Source organism: Streptomyces aureus, from assembly GCF_000725495.1.
In the GTDB taxonomy this organism is placed as follows: domain Bacteria; phylum Actinomycetota; class Actinomycetes; order Streptomycetales; family Streptomycetaceae; genus Streptomyces; species Streptomyces aureus_B.
Genome location: NZ_JNZD01000008.1, coordinates 71,430 through 93,895 on the forward strand (window position 1 = coordinate 71,430; position 22,466 = coordinate 93,895).

The 22,466-nt window shown below is 72.5% G+C and carries 19 protein-coding genes; 9 read left to right on the top strand and 10 right to left on the bottom strand.

Annotated elements, in window-relative coordinates; all coding sequences use genetic code 11:
- Both IO36_RS16040 and IO36_RS16045 read left to right on the top strand, forming a co-directional pair.
- Positions 1 to 807 (top strand): PP2C family serine/threonine-protein phosphatase, encoded by an 807-nt coding sequence (locus tag IO36_RS16040; RefSeq protein WP_037620602.1) that lies wholly within the window; start codon positions 1 to 3, stop codon positions 805 to 807.
- Positions 804 to 1,979: a hypothetical protein gene (locus IO36_RS16045; protein WP_037620603.1), complete on the top strand. Its 1,176-nt coding sequence runs from the start codon at positions 804 to 806 to the stop codon at positions 1,977 to 1,979. The genes IO36_RS16040 and IO36_RS16045 overlap by 4 nt, the downstream gene beginning before the upstream one ends.
- 17 nt (positions 1,980 to 1,996) lie before the next feature.
- On the opposite strand, the gene IO36_RS16050 is transcribed toward IO36_RS16045, so the two are convergent.
- The 6 genes from IO36_RS16050 to IO36_RS16075 all read right to left on the bottom strand — a co-directional run bounded on the left by IO36_RS16050 (position 1,997) and on the right by IO36_RS16075 (position 8,415).
- Positions 1,997 to 2,605 (bottom strand): hypothetical protein, encoded by a 609-nt coding sequence (locus IO36_RS16050; RefSeq protein WP_037620604.1) that lies wholly within the window; start codon positions 2,603 to 2,605, stop codon positions 1,997 to 1,999.
- Positions 2,592 to 4,136 (bottom strand): substrate-binding and vWA domain-containing protein, encoded by a 1,545-nt coding sequence (locus IO36_RS16055; protein WP_037620605.1) that lies wholly within the window; start codon positions 4,134 to 4,136, stop codon positions 2,592 to 2,594. The genes IO36_RS16050 and IO36_RS16055 overlap by 14 nt, the downstream gene beginning before the upstream one ends.
- A complete protein-coding gene (locus IO36_RS16060; RefSeq protein ID WP_037620606.1) occupies positions 4,133 to 5,305 on the bottom strand; it encodes a toxic anion resistance protein in 1,173 nt (390 codons plus the stop codon). The genes IO36_RS16055 and IO36_RS16060 overlap by 4 nt, the downstream gene beginning before the upstream one ends.
- Complete coding sequence (locus tag IO36_RS16065) at positions 5,306 to 6,394, bottom strand: substrate-binding domain-containing protein (RefSeq protein WP_037620607.1); 1,089 nt, start codon at positions 6,392 to 6,394, stop codon at positions 5,306 to 5,308.
- Positions 6,395 to 6,604: 210 nt separating this feature from the next.
- The gene (locus IO36_RS16070; RefSeq protein WP_037620608.1) at positions 6,605 to 7,024 is read right to left on the bottom strand and encodes an SCO4983 family protein; all 420 of its coding nucleotides are present in this window, start codon (positions 7,022 to 7,024) and stop codon (positions 6,605 to 6,607) included.
- 179 nt (positions 7,025 to 7,203) lie between these two features.
- The gene (locus tag IO36_RS16075; RefSeq protein ID WP_037620609.1) at positions 7,204 to 8,415 is read right to left on the bottom strand and encodes a pyridoxal phosphate-dependent aminotransferase; all 1,212 of its coding nucleotides are present in this window, start codon (positions 8,413 to 8,415) and stop codon (positions 7,204 to 7,206) included.
- A gap of 126 nt (positions 8,416 to 8,541) precedes the next feature.
- On the opposite strand from IO36_RS16075, the gene IO36_RS46865 reads away from it, so the two are divergent.
- The 3 genes from IO36_RS46865 (at position 8,542) to IO36_RS16095 (ending at position 12,281) form a co-directional block, all read left to right on the top strand.
- Complete coding sequence (locus IO36_RS46865; protein WP_037620610.1) at positions 8,542 to 9,189, top strand: hypothetical protein; 648 nt, start codon at positions 8,542 to 8,544, stop codon at positions 9,187 to 9,189.
- 58 nt (positions 9,190 to 9,247) lie between these two features.
- Complete coding sequence (locus IO36_RS16085; protein WP_051900560.1) at positions 9,248 to 11,017, top strand: KAP family P-loop NTPase fold protein; 1,770 nt, start codon at positions 9,248 to 9,250, stop codon at positions 11,015 to 11,017.
- A gap of 358 nt (positions 11,018 to 11,375) precedes the next feature.
- Positions 11,376 to 12,281: a S1 family peptidase gene (locus IO36_RS16095; RefSeq protein WP_037620612.1), complete on the top strand. Its 906-nt coding sequence runs from the start codon at positions 11,376 to 11,378 to the stop codon at positions 12,279 to 12,281.
- Positions 12,282 to 12,301: 20 nt separating this feature from the next.
- Here IO36_RS16095 and IO36_RS16100 read toward each other — a convergent pair whose 3' ends face one another.
- Positions 12,302 to 13,930 carry an N-acyl-D-amino-acid deacylase family protein gene (locus tag IO36_RS16100; RefSeq protein WP_037620613.1) on the bottom strand — a complete coding sequence of 543 codons (1,629 nt, stop codon included), beginning with the start codon at positions 13,928 to 13,930 and terminating at the stop codon, positions 12,302 to 12,304.
- A 15-nt stretch (positions 13,931 to 13,945) separates the two neighbouring features.
- Positions 13,946 to 15,223, bottom strand: a complete 1,278-nt coding sequence (locus IO36_RS16105) for an amino acid deaminase (protein ID WP_037620614.1) — start codon at positions 15,221 to 15,223, stop codon at positions 13,946 to 13,948.
- 145 nt (positions 15,224 to 15,368) lie between these two features.
- Here IO36_RS16105 and IO36_RS16110 point away from each other — a divergent pair, with 145 nt between their 5' ends.
- From IO36_RS16110 to IO36_RS16125, 4 genes are all read left to right on the top strand, one after another.
- Positions 15,369 to 16,625: a sugar kinase gene (locus IO36_RS16110; protein ID WP_051900561.1), complete on the top strand. Its 1,257-nt coding sequence runs from the start codon at positions 15,369 to 15,371 to the stop codon at positions 16,623 to 16,625.
- On the top strand, positions 16,622 to 17,389 hold the full coding sequence (locus IO36_RS16115) for an IclR family transcriptional regulator (RefSeq protein ID WP_037620615.1): 768 nt from the start codon (positions 16,622 to 16,624) through the stop codon (positions 17,387 to 17,389). Before IO36_RS16110 ends, IO36_RS16115 begins: the two co-directional genes overlap by 4 nt.
- A gap of 7 nt (positions 17,390 to 17,396) precedes the next feature.
- Complete coding sequence (locus tag IO36_RS16120) at positions 17,397 to 17,807, top strand: RidA family protein (RefSeq protein WP_037620616.1); 411 nt, start codon at positions 17,397 to 17,399, stop codon at positions 17,805 to 17,807.
- A gap of 78 nt (positions 17,808 to 17,885) precedes the next feature.
- Complete coding sequence (locus tag IO36_RS16125) at positions 17,886 to 18,635, top strand: hypothetical protein (protein WP_037620617.1); 750 nt, start codon at positions 17,886 to 17,888, stop codon at positions 18,633 to 18,635.
- Positions 18,636 to 18,707: 72 nt separating this feature from the next.
- Here IO36_RS16125 and IO36_RS16130 read toward each other — a convergent pair whose 3' ends face one another.
- Positions 18,708 to 20,069: a M14 family metallopeptidase gene (locus IO36_RS16130; RefSeq protein ID WP_037620618.1), complete on the bottom strand. Its 1,362-nt coding sequence runs from the start codon at positions 20,067 to 20,069 to the stop codon at positions 18,708 to 18,710.
- 342 nt (positions 20,070 to 20,411) lie between these two features.
- Positions 20,412 to 22,100, bottom strand: a complete 1,689-nt coding sequence (locus IO36_RS16135; RefSeq protein ID WP_051900576.1) for a chitinase — start codon at positions 22,098 to 22,100, stop codon at positions 20,412 to 20,414.
- Positions 22,101 to 22,466: the final 366 nt, after the last annotated feature.

Below are 22,466 nucleotides of genomic sequence, written 5' to 3' on the forward strand. Positions count from 1 at the left end.
ATGACCGCAGTCGACGAGCGCCGGACTCCGTGGCGGATCCACGGCCTGAGCGTCGAGGGATACCGGCACCGCCGCCAGGGGCAGCCCTGCCAGGACGCCTGCGCCCACACGGTGACGGAGTCCGTGGCCGTCCTCGCCGTCGCGGACGGGGCGGGCAGCAGGCCCCGGTCCGAGGAGGGCGCCCGGCTCGCGGTGGACCTGGCCACCGAGCACTTCGCGCGCCGCGCCTCGGTCGCGGCGGACCGCCGTCCCGGAACGTCCGTGCGTGACCTGCTGCGGGACGCCTTCCACGACGTCCGCACGGCGTTCCTGGACCGCACCGGCCCCGAGGCGGCCGACTTCGCGACCACGCTGACCGTGGTCGTGCTCGCCCGGGGCTGGCTCGGCCATCTGTCCGTGGGCGACGGCTTCGTCGTCCTGCGGGCCGGTACGGAGGACGGCGAGCGGCAGTTCCATCTGCTGCCGCAGCCGGCCGCGGCCAGCGAGTACAGCAACGAGACGGTGTTCCTCACCTCGCCGGACGCGACCCGCTGGGTGCACACCGACTGCGTGTCCGACCAGGGGGTCGACGGGGTGCTGCTGTCCACCGACGGACTGGCGCAGGCCGCGCTGAACCGGTCCGCGAGCGGCGCGCTGTCCCCGAACGCCTCCTTCGCCGAAGCGGTGTTCCGCTCCCTGGACGTCCCCGGTCCGGTGACCGCGAGCGCCCACGAGGGCCTCGGGACCCTGCTGCGCTCGGACCGGCTGACCGCCCTGAACGCCGACGACAAGACGCTGCTGCGGGCCGTGCTCAAGGCGCGGCCGTGAGCGGCCTCACCGTCTTCCTGGACGGCAAGCAGGTCACCCTCGCCGAGCTGCCCCTCAAGGGCGGCGGCCAGGCGGCCGTCTTCCCCGTCGTCGGCGACGACGGCATCGTCGTCAAGCTGTACCGGGAACCGCCGGGGCCCGAGCAGGAACAGCGGCTGAAGCGGATGCTGACCATGTCCCCGCTCGTGACCCGCCCCACCGACGCCTCCCAGCCCCCGGAACTGGCCTGGCCGACCGCGCTGGCCCGCGGGGCCGAGGGCGAGTTCCTCGGCTACGCCATGCGGCGCTTCGGCGAGCCCCAGCACGTGCAGCTCATCGGCCTGTTCACCCGGGCCCAGCGCCTCAAGCTGTTCGGCGACCGGGCCGACTGGCGCTTCCTGCTCGGCGTCGCCTGGAACCTCGCCTTCATGACGGCCCGCATGCACTACGACAACCTCGTCATCGGCGACTTCTCCAGCAGCAACGTCGTGGTCGACGCCAACGGCTTCGTCACCTTCCTCGACTGCGACTCCATCGCCTTCAACGACCCGGTGACCGGGGAGCTGTTCCCCTGTCTGATGCACACCACCGACTACTCCTCGCCCGAGCGCCAGGCCGGCGGACCCGCCACCCGCGCCACCGACGAGTTCGCCCTCGCGGTCCTCGTCTACCAGCTGCTGACCGCCGGGAACCACCCCTTCGGCGGCGTCCCGCACGACAGTGCCTCCGAGTCGACCGTCAAGGACAACATCGCCGCCAGCATCTCCTACGTCGTGCGCCCCGAGCGGGTCGTCATGCCGCGCGGCACCATCGATCCCTCCGTGCTTCCGCCCGAACTCCTCACGCTCGCCCGCACCGCGTTCGGCCCCGGGGTCCACGACCCCGCCACGCGGCCGCCCGCGGAGGCGTGGCTGCGCGCCCTGGACAAGGAGCGCGGGCTGGTACGGGTCTGCCCGGCCCGCCCGCTGCACGCGTTCGGCTCCCATCTCAGCGCCTGCCCCTGGTGCACCCGGGCCTCGCTCACCGGGCACGACGTGTTCAACGTCCCCGTGGCGGCCCCGGGCCCCGGGATCCCGGGGCCCCGGCCGGCGCCGCCCGTTCCGGTGCCCGGCCAGCCGTGGCCCACGGGACTGAAGGTGGCGCTGCTGATCCTGGTGGTCATGGTCCTGGTGGTGATCGTGGCCAACGCCTGAGCCGTCGCCGGCCGCTGTCACTGCGAGCGGCCGCGGTCCTCCAGATAGCGGGTGTGGGACTCCTGGCGCCGTGCCTCCGTCTCCCTGAGGGCCGCCGCGAGCCGGTCCGACTCCTCCTGGAGCACGGTGAGCTGGCGTTCCAGATGGCGTTCGGGCGGCTCGGTGCCGGGGGCCAGCCGGGTCCACCACCGGCTGCGGACGAAGGTGTCGACCGCCTCCGGGATGTCCTGGCGTACGGCACGGGAGAGGGCGTGGACCCCCTCGGGGTCCTGGGCGAGGATCTCGGCGGCCCAGCCGGGATCGAGCAGGGCGGTGAGGACCGCCGTCAGCTCCGTGAGCCGGCCGGTCGCCGCCGGGGGCAGCTCGACACCGTCCAGGTACTCCCGGAGCTTGGCGAAGTCGACGCGCAGTTCGGCCAGTTGGGCCGAGGGGTCCGGGAAGTCGGGCGGGGCCGGACGCTCCGGCGGGGCGATCAGCGCGCCCGCGCCGTACAGACCCGCGACGACGACCGGCCAGTACGGGCCCGCGACGCCCGAGAAGGTCAGCGCGAGTCCGGCGATCCCGCAGGCGCTGCCGGTGAGGTTCTTGCGCGACTCCAGGTAGCCGAGGAACTTACTGGTAGCCACGGATCTCCTCGAAGGCGCCGTCGAGCGAGCCCTTTTGGGCGTCGAAGAGACGGCCGCCGGTCAGGTCGGCGATGTGCTGGAGCTCGCCCCGGTCGGAGTCGCCGAACAGGATGGGGAAGACCGGGATCTGCCGCTGCGGGCCGGGCAGCCGGCCGTAGAAGCCGTCGAAGTCGGACGGGCCCGCGCCCCGGGTGTTCTCGCCGTCCGTCATCAGCACGATCGAGGTGAACGTGTCGTCGTCGGCGCCCAGATGCTCGTACGCCTTCTCCAGCGAGGTGTAGATCGCGGTGTCGCCGTCGGCGCTCAGCGCGCGGGTGTCCGCGCGGATGGCGTCGATTCCGGCCTTCGGGTCCTCGGGGCGGACCACGTGCGTGCGCACGCTCTTGACCCGGGAGCCGAAGGGCATGAGCGTCACCTCCTCCCGGTCGCGGAAGTCGCCGGTCAGATCGCCGAGGGACTTCTTCAGCCGGGCGAGCCGGTCGCCGTCCATCGAGCCCGAGGTGTCGAGGACGTACACGGTCCGGGAGGGCCGGCGCAGCTTGTTCTCGTAGGAGTCGAGGAGACGGTCGGCGACGGACCGGGTGCCCGGGAAGGGGAGTTCGCGCCGGCGTCCGACGCCGAGCCCGGCCGCGGGGGCGACGGAGGCGACGACCGGACGGCGGTACGTGCTCTCGGTGATCGCCTTCTGGGTGGCGGGCGTGCGCAGCGCCTCGGCGAGACGGCGGACGTCGTCGCGGGTTTCCTTGGAGGACGCGGCCAGGGAGGAGAGCGGATAGTCGGCCGTCACGACGCCGTCGCGCGGGCGGATGACCGTCAGTCCCTTCACGCCCTCGAGGACGGACTCGTAGTTCAGCAGGGCGTCGACGGTGCCGCGGCGCTCGTAGGCGGTGGCCAGCCAGCCCGACGAACCCGAGGTCAGCTTCTGCCCCTTGAAGAACTCCCGCAGCCGGGGTGTCGCCGTGTCCACGTCTGCGTCCGTGAGCGCCGACTGGGCGCCCGACAGCGCCGAGGCAACCGAGATCAGCGTGGAGAAGCCGGAGTTGGAGCGGGCCGGGTCGGTCATGCCGTAGGTGAGCTTCCCGTCCGCGACGGCCTGCTCCACCTGCTTCCAGGTGACGGCGTCCGGTGACCAGCCCAGCGCCCGTACGGTGGCGGGCCTGACGCCGATGGCCACCGGGCTCGACATGACGGGCGTCTCGGAGACGACCTTCCTCGCGGCCTCGGGGCGCAGCCGCAGATAGGCGTCGGAGGAGAGCCACAGGGCGTCGTACCGGCCGTCCGCCGCGCCCCGCGCGAGCAGGTCCACGGCGGCGAGGGTGCCCATGTAGGTGGGCCTGACCGTGATGCCGGTGTCCTTCCGGATCCGGTCGAGCACGGGCTTCATGTCGCTCAGTTCGCTGGAGGCGAGGATGCGCAGGGTGCCGGGCCGCGGGGCGCCGTCGTCCCCGGACTTCGCGTCCTCGTGGGCCGTGCACGCCGTGACGGCGAGCAGGGCCGCGGCGGCCGCCGCCGCGCGTCGAAGGGCTCTCATCCGTGTCCGCCCTCCAGCGCGCCCTGGGTGCGGCTGCGCTCCAGACGGGCTCCGGCGGTCTGGAGCTCGGCGGTCAGGGACTCCACGGTCGCGGCCATCGTCTCGGTGGCCCTGACCTTGTAGGTGTCGATGGCGTCCAGGGTGCGGTAGATCTCCTGGAAGGCGGTGCGCAGGGTCTCGGCGCCGACGGCCGGGTCGGCGGCGATGCGCTGGATCTCCCCGCTCTGGGTGGAGAGCATCTCGGCGTTGCCGCGGATGAGGTCCTCCGTCGTGCCGCGCAGGGCGTTGACCTGTTCGACGACCTTGCGCTGGTTGTCGAGCGCGGAGGCGAGCATGACCGAGATGCGCAGCGCGGAGACCGTGGTGGTGGCCGCGCGGTCGACGCCCTTGATGAGTTCGTCGTTGTTGCGCCGGACCACGTCCATCGCCAGATAGCCCTGGGCGCACACCGCGAGCTGGGTGAGCAGGTCCTGGTGCTTCTGCCGGACCGGGAAGAGCACGTCCGAGCGGAGCGTGTCGGCCCCCGCGGGGTCGGCGGCGTCGACGCCCGCGATGTGGGCCTCGACCGCGGAGTCCAGGGCCTGGGTGAGCACCACGTACTCCTGGAGCTTGCCCATCGTCTCCCAGAGCCGGACGCGCTCGGTCCCCAGGGCCGCGTTGTCGCGCCGCAGTTCGTCCTGGCCGCCGCGCAGCGAGCCGACGATCCTGTTCAACGTGCCCTGTGCGGAGGCGTACTTGGCGACGTGGTCGCGCAGCTTGTTGCCGCCCGGCAGCCGGGACAGGAACTTCCTTCCCCTGCTCGCGGACAGCTCGCGCGGGTCCAGATCCTCGACCACGCGCCGGAGTTCGACGAGCGAGCCGGCGACGTGCGACTGCGCGTCCCCGCCCTTGTCGGGCAGGCTGCGGATCGTCCGTTCCAGCATCCGGTTGGACTGGGCGGCGGCCCCGCGCATCTCGCTCGCCCCGAGGCCGGCGATCTCCCCGACCTTGCCGGCGAACTCCGGGGAGCGGGCGTCCAGGACGGCGAGTCCCTCGACGTACTCCGCGGCCCGGCGCGCCATCTCGTCCTGCACCCCCGGGCCGACGGGGACGAGCCCGCCGGCCTTCTCGCGGGGCACGGGCGCCACGGCCTCGGGCGGAGTGAGGGTGAACGTGTCTTCGGTGCTCATCTAGTGCTCTTCCCCCTGGTTCCCGGCCCGGCGCGCCATCTCGTGCAGCACCTTGTAGGCGGGCACGGGCGCCTGCCGGACGCCGGTCAGCTTCTGGTTGAGGTAGGTGGAGCGGCCGGCGGCGGCCGCGGTGAACTCGCCGGTGGCTCCCCGGGGACGGAACCCGTGCCGCACGGCCAGCTTCCGCAGCGCCGGGTCGGTGCTGAGGAGTTCACCCAGCGCGCGGCCCTCGGGCGTGAGCGGTACGACGGTGTGGTCGCTGTTGGCGGTGGTGTCCGGGTAGAGGACCGTGAGGTCCCCGGTGTCCTTGCCCTGGGCGAGCAGTGCGGCGACCTGTGACTCGTAGACCAGGACGAGCGGGTTGCCCGCGCCGCTGACGAAGTCGCCGAACGCGGCGTCCGTGCTGGGCTGCTGGGCGCCCTGGACGCTGATGAGCCGGTGCATCAGGGACGCGGTGCGGCCGACGGCGGCGTCGTCCGTGGCCACCCGCCCGCCGTCGGCCACGTAGGACGCGGCGGCGAGGTAGAGGGCGCCGGAGTTGGAGGTCTCCGGGTCGGTGGTCGCGATGTACAGCGTGCCGGTCAGCTCGCCGTGGGCCCCGGCGCCCTTGAGCCGCTGCCAGGTCTGCCCGTGCCCGGCCGCGCCGAGGTAGGCGGCCATCTTCAGGGTGCCGGTGTTCTTGTCCAGGGTGGCCAGCTCGTTGGCCGCGAGGACCTGGGCCGCGCTGCGGTGGGCCACCACGACCAGCGGCGAGTAGAAGGGCCGGGGCAGCGGCCGGCGGACGTGGTACTTGTCCGCGAGTTCGTCGGCCGGGGCCTGACTGGAGGGGAAGGCGAAGTCGTACCCCTTGAGGTCGAGGCCGTCCATGGCCCAGGACCCGGAGGTCTCCGTCTTCACGGTGTAGCCCTTGGCGGCGAGGGCCTTCACCACGGCCGGATCCGAGAAGAACTCCGCCTTCTCCGAACCGATCACACCACGCACGGTCTTCGTTGCCGTGCCCTTGTCCTGACCAGTGCGGCCCGCGACGACGGCTGCTGCCACTCCGCCGATCAACAGGACCGCCAGGACGATTCCCGCTATGCGTCTCACGCCTGGAGCGTGCACCTCGGAATCCAACGTTCCCCGTCTGCGGCGGTGAACACGAGGTGACCACCGGGTCCCGGTACGCAACCGGAGGGGGTGGTGCCGTTACGCGGGGCGGAGCGGCCACGGCGGGGTGGCGGCGGTGGGTGTGGCGCCCGGTCCGCGCGCGCTTCGAAGGCGCGCGGACCGGGGCCGTTCAGGGGGCCGGACCGGGGCTCAGCGGGAGGCGAGCTCGCGGGGTCCGACGGCGAGCGCGTGGGCGTCCATGCGCTCGGCGGAGAGGATCGCCGCGGCCGTGTCCGCGCGGGAGGCGGCGACGACGAGGGCGCGGCCGGCCAGCGCGTGCGCGCGTCGGTGCAGGGTCGCGAGGTGGGACTCCTCGGCGGTGGGGGCCGCCGGGGTGCGCAGCGGGGCGCCTCCGCGCAGCCGGGTCACCTGCTCGGTGAGCCGCTCGGCGCCGGCGTCCAGGTCGGCGGACGGGGCGAGGGCGCGGATCTCGTCCGTGACGGCGAGCAGTGCCGCGAGGTGACCGGCGAGCTGGATGTCCAGCTCCTCCTCGCGCGACCGGTGGGGGAAGTCGGAGGAGGGGGTGCCGGCCATCGTGTGGACCGACTTCGAGCGGATCGGTTCGTACATGGGATGGCCTCCTGTGCCTGACAGGAAGCCATCCTAGCTTGGAATTCGTCTAAAGTTGAGCAGGTTCGCAAAATGGGACGCGGCGCGTACACAGGGTGAGCGCGAGGTCCGTTCCCTCGGCGGGGTGTCACGGGGTGTGCGTCCCCGCGGGGCGCCGCCCGGCGCGTCCCCGCCGGGCGTCACGGCTGGCCGTAGCCGTCCAGGAACGTGCCGATCCGGGTCACCGCGTCCGTCAGATCCGCCACCGTCGGCAGGGTGACCACCCGGAAGTGGTCCGGCTCGGGCCAGTTGAAGCCCGTCCCCTGGACGACCATGATCTTCTCGGCCCGCAGCAGGTCGAGCACCATCTGCCGGTCGTCCTTGACCTTGAAGACCTTCGGGTCCAGACGCGGGAAGAGGTACAGCGCGCCCTTCGGCTTCACGCAGGTCACGCCGGGGATCTGGGTGAGTAGTTCGTGGGCGACGTCCCGCTGCTCCTTCAGGCGCCCGCCCGGCAGCACCAGATCGTTGATCGTCTGGCGCCCGCTGAGCGCCGCGACCACCCCGTGCTGCCCCGGCATGTTGGCGCACAGCCGCATGTTCGCGAGGATCGTCAGCCCCTCGATGTACGAGGAGGCGTGCGTGCGCGGTCCCGACACCGACATCCAGCCGACGCGATAGCCCGCCACCCGGTACGCCTTCGACATGCCGTTGAAGGTGAGGGTGAGCAGATCCGGAGCGATCTTGGCGGTCGCGGTGTGGGTGGCGCCGTCGTAGAGGATCTTGTCGTAGATCTCGTCGGAGCAGACCAGCAGGTTGTGCCGCCGGGCGATGTCCGTCAGCCCTCGCAGCATCGCGTCGTCGTAGACCGCGCCGGTCGGGTTGTTCGGGTTGATGATGACGATCGCCTTGGTGCGGTCGGTGATCTTCCGCTCCACGTCCGCCAGGTCGGGCATCCAGTCGGACTGCTCGTCGCAGCGGTAGTGGACGGCCGTGCCGCCGGACAGGGAGACCGCCGCGGTCCACAGGGGATAGTCCGGGGCCGGTACGAGCACCTCGTCGCCGTCGTCCAGCAGTGCCTGCATCGCCATCACGATGAGCTCGGAGACGCCGTTGCCGATGAAGACGTGGTCGACGTCCGTCTCGATGCCGAGGGTCTGGTTGTGCATCACGACCGCGCGGCGGGCGGCGAGCAGGCCCTTGGCGTCGCCGTAACCGTGCGCCGAGGAGACGTTGCGGAGGATGTCCTCGAGGATCTCGGGCGGACACTCGAAGCCGAAGGCCGCCGGGTTGCCCGTGTTGAGCTTGAGGATGCGGTGACCTGCTGCTTCGAGGCGCATCGCCTCCTCGAGAACCGGGCCCCGGATCTCGTAGCAGACGTTGGCGAGCTTCGTGGACTGGATCACCTGCATGTCCGTGAGCTTACGGCCGCCCGCCGGACACCGGGGCGTGTTTTTCACCACGTGAGACGTGTCGGTTCCGGCGACTTTGTCCGCGGGCTGCGCCGAACCCCCTGGTGGTCCCTACAATGCGCGATCATGTCCTGGCAGTCCGGAGACCCCGAAGCCCGGCCGACGGTGTACCTCCCCCAGAGCGACGGGGAGACGCCGCTGGCCTACGAGACGTACGCCGACCCCGCCGAGGCGCACGGCTGGAGGAAGGCGTACACGGACGGCGCGGACACCTCCGTCCTGCCCGTCGTGCCCGGCGGCCCGGGGCGGGGCGAGCGGCGGCGGCAGGAGCGCGAGCGCGGCCGCGGCGGCCGGACGGCCCGACGGCTGGCCGTCGCCGGAGGAGTGGCCGGCGTCGTCGCCCTCGGTGTCGCCTTCTCCGGGGTGTTCGACTCCGACCCCGGCGGACCGGCGAGCACGCCCGCGGGCACGCGTCAGCCGGTGCGGCTGCCCACCGGGCCGGCCGAGCCGGACGACGGCTCCAGCGCCACCTCCTCCGCCGAGCCCCTGCGGGCCCCGTCGGCCACCACGTCGGCGCCCGCCGCCACCGGCGCGGCCACCGCCTCCACGGGCGCGAGCGCCGCCGCGAGCGCCTCCGCGTCCGCGAGGGCTTCCACGGCCCCCGCGCCCACGCCCTCCGCCACGACGACCCCGTCGGCCACCCCGCCCGCCCCGACCACGACGGCCCCCGGCCGCCACGGCCACGGGCACGGGCACGGCAGCTGGTCCGAATAGGGCCCCCGCTCCCGACCCGTCCCAGTAGGTTGGCTCCGCCGCAAGGGGGAGGCAGGGCATGGAATTCTCGCTGCTGAACGACGAGCCGGTGGCCGGGCCGGGGGACGACCTGCTGGGCACGGGGCGGGCCGCCCGCGAACTCGCCGGACTGCTCCACGCCTCACGGGGGGCGACCCCGCTCACCCTCGCGGTGGACGCCGGCTGGGGCATGGGCAAGAGCAGTCTGATGCGGCTCGTGGACGCCGAGCTCCGGACCCGCCCGGGCGTCCACACCGTCTGGTACAACGCCTGGACCTCGACGGGCGCCGACGCCCTCGAAGGGCTGATCAAGTCCGTCCTGATGCGGTTCGACCGGCGGTTCCTGCGGCGGGCGGTGCGTCACGTGTCCGACCACGGGACGCTGTACGGGCTGGCCCGGGCCGCGCTGACGCTCGGGCTCGCGCCGTTCGGGGCCGCCGCCCTCGTCGACCGGCTCTGGCACGCCCTGTCCGTCGACGCCCGGTCCCGCAACGCCATGCGCGACGCGCTGCTGCGGCTGACCCAGGAGTGGGCGGAGTCCGCGCCGTACGACACCCGGCGGCTGCTCGTCGTCTTCGTCGACGACCTCGACCGCTGCTCCGAGGAGACCGTGCTCGCGGTGTGTGAGGCGGTCAAGGTGTACCTGGACGTGCCCGGGCTCGCCTTCGTCATCGGCTGCGACCGCTCCGCCCTCGGGCCGAGCGGGCTGCTGCGGGACCTGTCGCCGGCCGGGTCGGCGTTCATGGAGAAGATCTTCCAGACGAGCTACCGGGTGCCCGTCCCGGCGACCGCGGAGGTACGCGCGTACGTCGACCGCTGCGCGCAGCGCTCCGGCATCCAGGACCTGCTCGGCGGCCACCTCGCCGAGCTGATCGCCCTGCGCTCGGCCCGCAACCCGCGCCGGATCAAGCGGCTCATCAACGGCTTCGGCCTGGAGTGCGCGCTCAATCCCGTCTGGGAGTCGTTCAGCGCGGAGGCGGTCATCCGGGTCCTGCTGCTCCAGCAGCTCTACCCCGACTTCTACCGGGTGCTGCTCGCCCGCGACGGCGCCGACGTGCACGCGGCCCGCGAGTTCCTGCGCTACCGCACGGCCCGGCGGGTGCTGAGCCAGCCGTTCGCCCGGCCCGAGGAGGGGAGCTGGCCGGCCGCGGTGGGCTGTCTGCTCGCCTACGACCTCCACGCCCCGGAGCCGGACCGGCCCGACGACTGGGGTCAGCTGCTCGCCCGGCTGGAGGAGCAGCTGCCCACGGGGTTCCCCGAGCTGGCGCTCGACGCGAACTTCGTGCGGCTCATCGAGGAGCTGATGGCGCTCACCGAAGTGGACGACCTGGTCGGGCAGTTGCAGCGGGGGACGCCCCAGCTGGCCCCCGACTCCGTGGACGGGGCGGCGCCGGAACCGGGCTCGGCAGCGGTTCCGGGCAGCGGGGTGTCCGCCGCGTACCCCGGGATGCAGGTGCTCTGGATCGACGACCACCCCGAGCGCAACACGCAGTTCACCGAGCGGCTCCAGGAGCGGGGCGCGCGCGTCTGGACGGCCGTGAACCGGGCGCGGGCCGAGCAGATCCTCGACACCACCCGGATCGGCCTGCTGGTCTCCGACGTCCAGCGTGGACTGGACCGGGAGGCGGGGCTCACCGATCTGGGCCGCTGGCGCCAGAGCGGGCGGTACACCGGGCCCGCCGTCTTCTTCACCAGCCGCACCACCCCCAGCCGCGAGGCCCGCGCCGAGGCACTGGACGCGAAGGTCGCCACCAGCGGCACCCTGCTCTTCCGCTACGCCGAGGAGGCGTACGAGACGTCCCTGGCGTAGGGCGGGTCCGGGGCGCGGAGCTTTCCGGGCGCCGGTTCCGGAGCGTGCTGGTTCCGCGCGCGGGACGGTCCCGCCGGTCCGGGCCAGGCCAGTCCCGCACGCGCGGCCCGGTCCGGCCGGTCCGTGGCGGGCCCGTCCCGCACGCGGAGCCCCGCCCGCCGGTCCGGGACCCCGGCTCCTTCCGTGCGCAGGCCCTGCTCGGCCGGTTCGGGGCCCGGCTAGGCCAAAAACGGCTCCTTGTTCACTTTCCCCACTCCCCTCACAATGCGCATGACAACAGATGGCCGGACGACCTCCGGTCAGCGGAAGGCCGTCGGACGACCTCCGGCGGCCCCAAGTCGCAAGAGGGGACCCCCACATGAGAAAGCCTCTCGTCGCCGCTCTGTTCGCCCTGGTGCTCGCCGGGGCGGGCGCGGCACCCGCGGTCGCGGCACCCGCTCCCCACGCCGTACCCGCGTCCTCCCACCCGGCTCCCGCGCGAGCGTCGGTCCCGGCCACTACGGCGGACACCGGCACCGCGCCCACCCTGAAGGCCGTCACCCTCGCCGGGACGGTGTCCCTCAGCAACTGCTCCGGTTCGGTCATCCGCTTCCCCAACTCGGCGGACTCCGACCCGGCGCTCGTGCTCTCCAACGGCCACTGCCTGGAGACCGGATTCCCGGACCCCGGGGAGGTCATCGTCGGCCAGTCGTCCAGCCGCTCCTTCGGTCTGCTGAACGCGTCGGGAACCCGGGTCGCGACCCTGCGCGCGAACAAGGTCGCGTACTCGACCATGACCGACACCGACATCACGATCTACCAGCTCACCAGCACCTACGCGACCATCAAGAACTCGTACGGCATCAGCGCGCTGACGGTGCAGGACACGCACCCGGTGGCCGGCACCGCCATCACCGTGGCCTCCGGCTACTGGAAGCGTCTGTACAGCTGCGCCATCGACGGCTTCGTGTACCGCCTCAAGGAGGGGGACTGGACCTGGAAGGACTCCGTCCGCTACACCTCGGCCTGCCAGACCATCGGCGGGACCTCGGGCTCGCCGGTCGTCGACCAGTCCACCGGCAAGGTCGTCGCCGTCAACAACACCGGTAACGAGGACGGCGAGCGGTGCACGGTGGACAACCCGTGCGAGGTCGACGCGAACGGCACCGTCACCGTCCGTCAGGGCATCAACTACGCCGAGGAGACCTATCAGATCCCGGCCTGTTTCACGACGGGCAACAAGCTCGACCTGAGCCTGAGCGGGTGCGTCCTGCCCAAGCCGTAACACCGCGGGAGGGCGGGCGGTCACGCCGTGCGGCGGACCGCCCGTCCCGCGAGCACGTCCGTCCTGCGCCCGTCCTCGACGACGAAACGCCCGTCGATCAGGACGTGCGGGATGCCGGTGGGCAGGGTGCGCGGGGCCGCGAACGTGGAGCCCGCCGCGACCGTGGCCGGGTCGAAGAGGACGAGGTCGGCGCGGTACCCCTCGCGGACCAGACCGCGGTCGGGCAGCCGCAGCCGTGCGGCGGGCCCGCCGGTCAGATGGGCGACGCACTCCTCCAGGGTCAGGACGCCGAGCTCCCGCACGTACCGGCCGAGATAGTGCGGGAAGGTGCCGTAGGCGCGCGGGTGCGGCTTCGCGCCGTGCAGGATGCCGTCGGAGCCCCCGGTGTGCGCGCGGTGCCGCATGATCGTCCGGACGTTCTCCTCGTGGCCCACGTGCTGCAGGATCGTGGGGCCGAGCCGGTCCTCGACGAGCAGCCGCCGGGCCGTGGTCCAGGGCTCCTCGCCGCGCAGGGCGGCGGACTCCAGGACGGTCCTGCCGACGTACGCGCCGAGGCCGGGGTCGTTCACGCCCGAGATCTCGATCGTCGCCCAGTCGACGGGGACGCCGTGGCAGCCGTCCGATCCCACGACCTCCAGGCCGTGGCGCACGCGTTCGGCCGTGGCCTCGTCCCGCAGCCGGGCGAGCACCGCCTCCGGGCCGCCCTCGTTCGCCCAGCTCGGCAGCAGCGCCGCCAGCGTGGTGCACCCGGGGGTGTACGGATAGGTGTCGAGGGTGACGTCGGAGCCCTGGGCGAGCGCCTCGTCCAGCAGCGCGAGGAGCTCCGGCGCCTTCCGCTCGTTCTCGGAGAAGTTCATGGTGGCGTGGGCGAGATGGAGCGGGCAGCCGGCCTCGCGGGCGACGGCCAGCATCTCCGCGTACGCCTCCAGCGCGCCCGCGCCGTACGAGCGGTGGTGCGGGCACCAGTAGCCGCCGTGCTCCGCCACCACCCGGCACAGGGCGGTGAGTTCGGAGTCCCGGGCGTACATCCCGGGGGTGTACGTCAGCCCCGAGGACATGCCGACCGCGCCCTCGCGCAGTCCGTCCGCCACCAGCCGCCGCATCCGGTCCAGCTCCCGGGGCGTGGCCGCGCGGTCCTCCCAGCCGACGGCGAGCATGCGGACGGTGCCCTGGGGGACGAGATAGGCGGCGTTGACCGCGATGCCCTCGCCGTCGAAGCCGTGGTCGAGCCGGTCCAGGTACTCACCCACGGAACGCCAGTCGAAGTCGACGTCGTCGCCGTGGCCGTTCCAGCCGGTGATCGTGCTGCGGACCTCGGCGAGCGTCCGGTCGTCGACCGGCGCGTACGACAGGCCGTCCTGGCCCACGACTTCGAGGGTCACGCCCTGGGCGGCCTTCGCGCTGTGGTCCGGGTCCCGCAGCAGCGCGAGGTCGCTGTGCGCGTGCATGTCGATGAAGCCGGGGGCGAGGACCAGGCCCTCGGCGTCCAGCTCCCGGGTGCCGCGCGGCCGCTGGCAGCCGGCCGCCGCGGCCTCCTTGACGATCGCGACGATCCGGCCGCCCTTCACGGCCACGTCCGCGCGGTAGGCGGGGGCGCCGCTGCCGTCGGCGACGTCCACGTCCTGGAGGACCAGGTCGGCGAGGTCCATGGCGCGATTCCCGTCCTAGAAGTACGTACGGATGTAGTCGACGACCGTGCCGTCGGACTCGACCAGCGGGATCAGCTGCCACTTGTCGAAGGAGGTGCACGGATGGGACAGCCCCATGCCGACCCAGTCGCCGACCTCCAGATCCGTCCCGGGCTCCGTGCGCAGCCAGGCGTGCTGGTCGGAGAGCTTGCTCACCTCGATGCCGTCCGCCGGGCGCTCGGCCCCGTCGCGGCGCACGACCTGGGCGAAGGGCAGGTCGAGGTCGTGGGCCGCGTCCCGCTTGCCCGCGTTGGTGAAGGCCTGCTCGGGGGAGGGGCGTGAGACGACCTGCGACCAGAGGCGGAACGCCGGGTGCAGGGCGCCCTCGTCCGGGACCCGGACGAAGGGGGTCAGCCGGCGGTAGTGGCCGTCGTCGTGCGAGACGTAGGCGCCCGAGCGCAGCAGCTTCAGGACGGGCAGCGACAGTCCGGGGATCTCCGCGAAGACGTCGGCCACCGCGTCGAACCAGGCGCTGCCGCCCGCGCTGACGACGATCGTGCCGGCGTCCTTGAACCGCCCGGCGGCGTCGAAGGAGACCGCGAGCGCGGTCAGCCGCCGCAGCCAGGCGTGCACCCGCTCCGGGTCGGCGTCCGGCACCTCGCCCTCGTACCCGGCGACGCCGGTCAGCCGGAGCGTCGTGGTCGCCGCCACCGCGTCGGCGACCGCCGCGCACTCCTCCTCCGTGCGGACGCCGGTCCGGGCGCCCGCGCCCGCCGCGAGTTCGACGACGACGTCCACCGGGCGGGCACTGCCGCGCAGCGCGGCGTCCATCAGCTCGACCCCGCGCACCGAGTCGACGTAGCAGACGAACGTGAAGTCCGGGTCCGCGGCCAGCTCGGCGGCGATCCAGGCGAGGGCGGCCGCGTCGACCAGCTCGTTCGCCAGGAAGATCCGGTCGATCCCGAACTGCCGTGCCACCCGCACCTGGTGGGGGACCGCGAGGGTGATGCCCCAGGCGCCGTGCTCGATCTGCCGCCAGAACAGCCGGGGCGCCATGGACGTCTTGCCGTGCGGGGCGAACGCGAGGCCGTGCCGGGTCGCGTACGTCTCCATGAGTTCGAGGTTGTGGGTCAGACGCTCGGCGGACAGCGCGAGGACCGGGGTGGTGAAGCCGCCGGTGAAGAGGTTGCGGCGCTGTGCGGCCAGCTCACCGACGCTCAGACCGTCGGCGTCCGGGGGCAGGCCCCTGAACCGGTGGTCGACGCGCTCCGCCGCGAGGGCGGCCAGCGGTGCGGCGGCGGTCTCGGCGCTCATGGGGGCCTCCTCGGCCGGTCGACGCGTTGCATCATATGCAACGCGCGTTGCGTATGTCGTTCCCTGCTGTCTAACATCCCAGCCGACGCAGGGTCAACGGTGCCCTTCGCCGCCGTCGGCCGCCAGAGCGAGGAGCCCCGACCACGTGACCAGCAACGGACCCGCGGACGCCGTGTCCCCCGGCACCGGCACCGGCACCTGTGACGTGGTGGCGCTCGGCGAGTCCATGGTCACCTTCCTGCCCACCCTGGCCGGACGCCTCGCCGACGTCCCCTCGTTCCTGCGGGGCATCGGCGGCGCCGAGTCGAACGTGGCCTGCGCGCTCGCCCGCGCCGGCCACTCGGCCCGCTGGGTCGGCAGGGTCGGCGCCGACGGGTTCGGCGACCATCTCGTACGGGCGATCGCCGCGTACGGCGTCGACACCTCCGCCGTACGCCGGGACCCCACCCGTCCGACCGGCGTCTACTTCCGCACCGCGGGCGACCGGGGCACCGACGCCCACGAGGTCGCCTACTACCGGGCCGGGTCCGCCGCCTCCGCCATGACCGCGGAGAACACGGACCTGGCCGCCGTCCGCTCGGGCCGCGTGCTCCATCTGTCCGGCATCACCGCCGCGCTCTCCGACGGCGCTCTGGCCCTGATGCGAGAACTGACCGCGCCCCGGCCCGGCCGGCCGCTCGTCTCCTTCGACGTCAACCACCGCCCCGCCCTGTGGCGCGGCCGCCCCGGGGGACCCCGGGTGCTGCTCGACCTGGCGCGCGGCGCCGACATCGTCTTCGTCGGCGAGGACGAGGCCCGTGAGGCCTGGGGACTGCACGGGGCCCGCGCGATCCGCGAGGCCCTGCCCGAACCGGATGTCCTGGTAGTCAAGGACGGCGAGCGCGGAGCCGTCGTGTTCGCGAGTCCCACGGCCGCCGGCCCGCGCGGGGGAGCGACGGCGCTTCACGCGTCCGCTCCGGCGCACCGGGACCCCCGCGCGGCCGACGCAACCGGCGAGCGGCCCGAGGGCGCCACCGGACGCTGCGCCGACACGGCGGGCGCCGCCGGGCGCGGCGAGGACGCAGTGGACACCCCGGGACGCGGCGAGAACGTGGTGGACACCGCCGTCTTCGTGCCCGCCCCGCGTGTCGACGTCGTCGCGGCCGTCGGTGCCGGGGACGCCTTCGCCGCCGGGTTCCTCTCCGCCACCCTGCGGGGCCTGCCCGTCCGCGACCGGCTGCGGCACGGCCATCTGGCGGCCGCCGCCGCCCTCACCGTCCCGGGCGACCTCGCCGACCCGCCCGCCCGGGGGCACGCCGACCGGCTCGCCGCTCTCGGCGACCACGCCTGGGAGACACTTCGTCTCGGCCCCGGCTGGACCGAAGCCGACGCACGGGCCGCGGAGGAGGTACGTACGCCATGAGCCAGACCGTCGACCGAGCCCTGAGCATCCTGCCGCTGCTCGCCGAGGGCCCCGCCGACCTCGGCCAGGTCGCCGACCGGCTCGGCGTCCACAAGTCCACGGCCCTGCGCCTCCTGCGCACCCTGAACGAACACGGCCTGGTGTACCGCCAGTCGGACCAGCGCTACCGGCTCGGCGCCCGGCTCTTCGCCCTCGCCCAGGAGGCCGTCGAGAACCTCGACGTCCGCGAGATCGCCCACCCCCACCTCGTGCGCCTCAACGAGAGCTGCGGGCACACCGTCCACCTCGCGGTGTACGAGGACGGCGAGGTGCTCTACATCGACAAGGTGGAGAGCCGCTACCCGGTGCGCATGTACTCCCGGATCGGGAAGCCCGTCGCCATCACCGTCGCCGCCGTCGCCAAGCTGCTCCTGGCCGATCTGCCCGAGGCGGAGCGCCGCGCCGTCGCCGAGGGGCTCGACTACCCCCGGTACACGGCCCGTTCGACCCCCGACGCGTCCGCCTTCCTGAAGGAGCTGGCGACCGTGCGCGAGCAGGGCTGGGCCACCGACCTCGGCGGCCACGAGGAGTCCATCAACTGTGTCGCCGCCCCCGTCCGCGGCGCCGACGGACGGGTCGCGGCCGCCCTGTCGGTCTCCGCGCCCAACGTCGTCGTCACCGCCGAGGAACTCCTCACCCTGCTCCCGCTGGTCCGCCGTACGGCGGACGCCGTCGGCCGCGACTACTCCGGCCAAGCCCCCACCCCGGACGACCCGAAGGAATGAGCACCGCATGACCGACAAGACCGCCCTCACCCCCGCCACCCACACCGCCCCGCCGGCCCGGTTCTCGCACGGCGTGCGGAAGGGGAACATCCTCCAGGTCGCCGGGCAGGTCGGCTTCCTGCCCGCCGAGGAGGGCAAGCCCCCGACGCCCGCCGGTCCGACCCTGCGCGAGCAGACCCTCCAGACCCTCGCCAACGTCAAGGCGATCCTCGAGGAGGGCGGTTCCGGCTGGGACGACGCGATGATGATCCGCGTCTACCTCACCGACGTCGGCCACTTCGCCGAGATGAACGAGATCTACAACCGGTACTTCGACGAGCAGGGACTCACCGCGCCGCCCGCCGCGCGCACGACGGTCTACGTCGGCCTGCCGGCCGGGCTCCTCGTCGAGATCGACGTCCTCGCCGTCCTCGGATGACTCTCTTCGTGTAACAGAGGCACCGCCAATTCGGGGCTGACTGTGCCCCACACAGGATCTTCGACCATACTTCCCGCTGTGGAGCAGCGCATAGGTTCGAAGAGCCAGCCCCTGGACGCCGCCGCGGTGAACCCGGCGTACATCCCCGGGCTTACGTCACCCGTGCCGGCGGAGCCGAAGGACGCGGTCGCGGAGGCCGAGGAGGCGTCCGCCGAGAAGGCCGTCTCCGACGAGACGGCCTCCGACGACGCGGCCTTTGACGGCGAGGCGTCCGGCGAGGCGCCCGCCGCCGAGGAGTCCGAGGAGTCCGAGGAGTCCGCGTCCGCGGAGGAGACCGTCTCCGCGGACGGCACGGAGTCCGGACCCGTCCCCGACGGCCCCGTCTTCGAGGCCTCCGACCGGCGGGCCTCGATCAGAGCCGACCACAGCGGTGTCGTGCTGCGCCTGGACGACCAGGAGGCGGAGTTCCGCTGGGACGAGATCGGCGCCGTCGAGACGGAGACGCCGCGCTTCGGCAAGCGGTTCACCATCACGGTGCACACGCCGGAACGCCGCTGGTACCCGATCGAGATCGAGGCGAACGCCCGGGCCCGCCACAAGGAGTGGGAGGAGCAGCTCGACGCCGTCCTCGACACCTACTTCGAGGACGGGGACGAGGACGAGGCCGCGCAGGACGCGGAGGAGACCCGCCCGGCCGCCGAGTCCGAGGCGTCCGGGCAGGCCGATGGGTCCGAGTCCGCCGAGCCGGAGGACAAGGCCGACGCCAAGGCCGATGCCGATGCCGAGGCCGACGACACGGCGGACACCGCCGACGCCGAGAAGCCGTAGACGGTACGGGGATCCGCGTGCCCGGCAGGGAAGGGCACACGGATCCCCGGTCACCGGCCGGCGCCTCCGCTCCTAGGAGCAGTACTGCGCGGCCTTGCCGATCGAGCGGTACATGCAGTCGGCGTTCTCCAGGAGCTGGAGCACCGCGTCCCGGTTGCGGGACGTCTCCCGCTCGATGACCTCGTCGGGCGGGTAGAAGCCGCCGCCGGAGCTCGACGTCGGGTACATCTCGAAGGTGTAGTCGAAGATCTTCTGGGTGCCCCAGAGGTAGTCGTCGATCGAGCCGTCCGTGATGTACAGGTCACTGGCCTGCTCGGCCGTGTACCCGTTGCTGGCGGCCATCTTCTGCCCGATGGCCTTGAACGCGGCGGCGTCGTCCGCCGTCATCCCGGTGGCCGTGTCCGAGGTGGTGTACCCGAACGGCCACAGCACCAGCTCGCTGTAGGTGTGGAAGTCGATCCCGGCGGTGATCTGCTGCTTGCCGCCGACGACCCGGCCGCGGACGAAGTCGGCGACCACCTTCACCTCGGGCGCCGACTCCGCCGAGGCGCCGCGGTAGGTCTCGGAGGACTTGGAGGACGAGGAGCCGCCGCAGCAGCCCCACTTGTAGTTCCAGTTCCGGTTCAGGTCCGTACCGACGTACGAGGAGCCGGAGTTGGGCTGGCGGTTCTTGCGCCACGAGCGGTAGGACCCGCTCGCGATGTCGTACTCGCCGCCGTCCGGGTTGAGGTCGGGGACGATCCAGATCTCGCGGTTGTTCACCATGTTGGTGACCCGGGAGTCGCTGCCGTAGCCCGCTCCGAGCTCGCGCAGCAGATACAGCGCCATCTCCACCGTGAGGTGCTCACGGGCGTGCTGGTGGAAGGTGAGCAGGACCTCGGGCTCGTTCTCGTCCGTGGCCACGTTGTCGCTGACCTTGATGGCGACGATGTCCCGGCCCTGGTAGGACTTGCCGATCACCCGCTTGCTCATGATGTTCGGGTAGGCCGCGAGCCGCTGGTCGATCTCCGTGTTCATCTCGGCGTAGTTGTGGTACTTCGCGTCCGCCGTCGGGAAGTCGAAGAGGCGCACGTCGCCGGCGGCCGAGGAACGGTCGGGAGCCGCGCCGAGGGGCGCGACGTCGTAGCCCTGACGGCGCAGCGCGGCGATCTGGTCGGCGCGGCCCGAGACGACGACGGTCTCCTCGTCCGCCTCGTCCACGGTGACCCCCGAGCGCTGGATCTCCGCACGGGTCACGGGAGTCGTGCTCCGGTGGATCTCGTACTGCCGGACGTCGTCCGCCGAGGGCGCGTGGACCCTGGCCCCGCTCGCCGTGGCGTCGGTGACGGTGGCGGTCAGGGGAGCCGCGAGAGCGAGCGCCGCGAGGACGGCGAGGGCGGCGGAACGCCGGCCGCCTCTGCCGCCGTCGGAGCTGCCGGGTAGGCGAAGTCGCATGAAGTCTCCTTGGTTCTCCGTGATTCCGGGATCTCCGGAACGTGGGGGAGCGGAGCCGGGGGGTGGCTCAAGGTGACGTGCCTGGTGCGGGTGCGGCGCTCATGGTGAGGGTTGTGGCATGAGCAGGTCAAGAGACGACAAAGCGGTGTCGGCGGGAATCGGCCGCTCCGGGCGGCATCGGGCCACCGGCGCGCGGGGGCGGCCCGGCCCCCTTCGCCCGGCCTTCGTCGTCCGGTTCCCTTCGTCCGGGGCCCGCGACGGCAGCGGCCCCGCCCGCCGCGAGTGCGGCGGGCGGGGCCAGGAGGCGGACCGCCGGGGAAGTGGGGGAAGCGGCCGCCGGGACTACAGCGCGTGCACGTGCGGGCCCACCGCGTTCGACCAGGCGTTGCCGGCCGAGGCGTCCCAGTTCGTGGACCAGGTCATCGCGCCGCGCAGGGCCGGGTAGGCCTTGGAGGGCTTGAACGAACCGCAGTTGGTGAGCTTGGTCAGGCAGTCGAGGGCGTTGTTCACGATCGTCGGGGAGACGTAGCCGCTGCCCGCACCGCTGGTGGAGGCCGGAAGGCCGAGGCCGACCTGGGAGGCGTCGAGACCGCCCTGGAGCTGGATGCAGGCGAGCGCCGTCAGGAAGTCGACCGAACCCTGCGAGTAGACCTTGCCGTCGCAGCCGAGCATCGAACCGCTGTTGTAGTACTGCATGTTGACGACGGTGAGGATGTCCTTGATGTTCAGCGCCGTCTGGAAGTAGGAGTTCGACGTCGACTGCATGTCGATGGTCTGCGGGGCCATGGTGATGACCAGGGACGAGCCCGCCTTCGCGGACAGGGACCGCAGGGCCTGGGACATGTAGGTCGCGTTGAGGCCGTTCTCCAGGTCGATGTCCACGCCGTCGAAGCCGTACGTCTGCATCAGCGAGTAGACGGAGTTGGCGAAGTTCGTGGCCGAGGCGGAGTCGCTCACCGAGATGGTGCCGTTCTGGCCGCCGATGGAGATGATGACCTTCTTGCCCGCGGCCTGCTTCGCCTTGATGTCGGCCTTGAACTGGTCGACGGTGTAGCCGCCGAGCCCGGCCGAGTCGAGCGTGAAGCTCACCGCGCCCGGCGTGCTCGTGGCGTCCGCGAAGGCGACCGCGATGATGTCGTACTGCGACTGCACGGCGGAGAGCTTCTGCACGGTGGCGCCGTTGTTGAAGTTCTGCCAGTAACCCGTCACGGCGTGCGCGGGCACGGTTCCCCCGCCGCCCCCGCCACCGCCGGTCGCGGCCGTCGTCCCGGTCACGGCCGAGGACTTGGCCGACTCACCGGCCGAGTTGGTCGCGCTGACCTGGAACGAGTACGCCGTGGAGGCGCTGAGCCCGGAGACGGTCGCGGAGGTCCCGCTCACCGACTGGACCTTGGAGCCGCCCTGGTACACGTTGTAGCCGGTCGCGCCCGACACCGTGTTCCAGGCCAGGGAGACCGACGAGGAGGTCGTGCCGGACACCGCGAGGCCCGCCGGGGTGGCCGGGACCGTCGGCGCCGGGTCGCCGCCACCGCCGCCGTCGGGGCCGAACACCGAGAAGTCGTCCGCGAGGTAGGCGGGCTGTCCGTACCAGCCGTGCGACCAGACCGACACCGAGGTCGTCGAGGCGCCGGTGGTGAAGGTCGTCGAGAGCTGCGTCCAGGTGGTGTTGGGCGTCCAGGTCGAGACGTCCGTCGTCCCCGTGCCGGTCACCCCGAGGTAGGTGTACGACCCCTGCACCCAGGCGCTCAGCGTGTAGGTCGAGTTGGGCTTCACGGCGACGGACTGGGAGCACTGCGCGAAGTCCTGCCCGGCGGGCGTGGCCTTCAGCGCGGCCGCGCCGCCGTGCACCGGCGAGGAGACGGTCGTACCGCTGCCCGCCGAACAGGTCCAGTTGCTCAGCCCGGACTCGAAGCCGCCGTTCTTCACGTTGTTGACGTCGGCGGCCTGGGCCTGGCCGGCCAGACCGGTGAGGGAGAGGACGGACGCGGTGACGGCGGCGGCGAGGGCTCCCGCCCATCTCCGTTTGGGCATACGGGTGACGCGGTCCACTGGGTCCTCCAGGAAGAGGTGGGGGAGGGGAGGGGGAACGGAACGGTGGCCACCGCCGGTGGATACAAGTTGGTCCAGACCAATCGGGTTGTCAAGCCCCGCGGCACGTCAAGTCCCCTATGGGAGCGCCCAGTTGTTTTGAGACGGCTTACTCTGCGTTGATCACGCCCGCACCTTCGGTGAGATGATCTCGGAGATTCTGTGTTGAGCGGGCCATGCCGTGGATATGGTGCTGATGCAAGAGGACGTCACAGTGGCGATCCGCGGCCGTACGGGAAACGTCCGTGACGCTCTATGGCGACAAAGGGGCGATCTGAGGCGGTAGTTGACCACTCCGCCGCAGTGAAC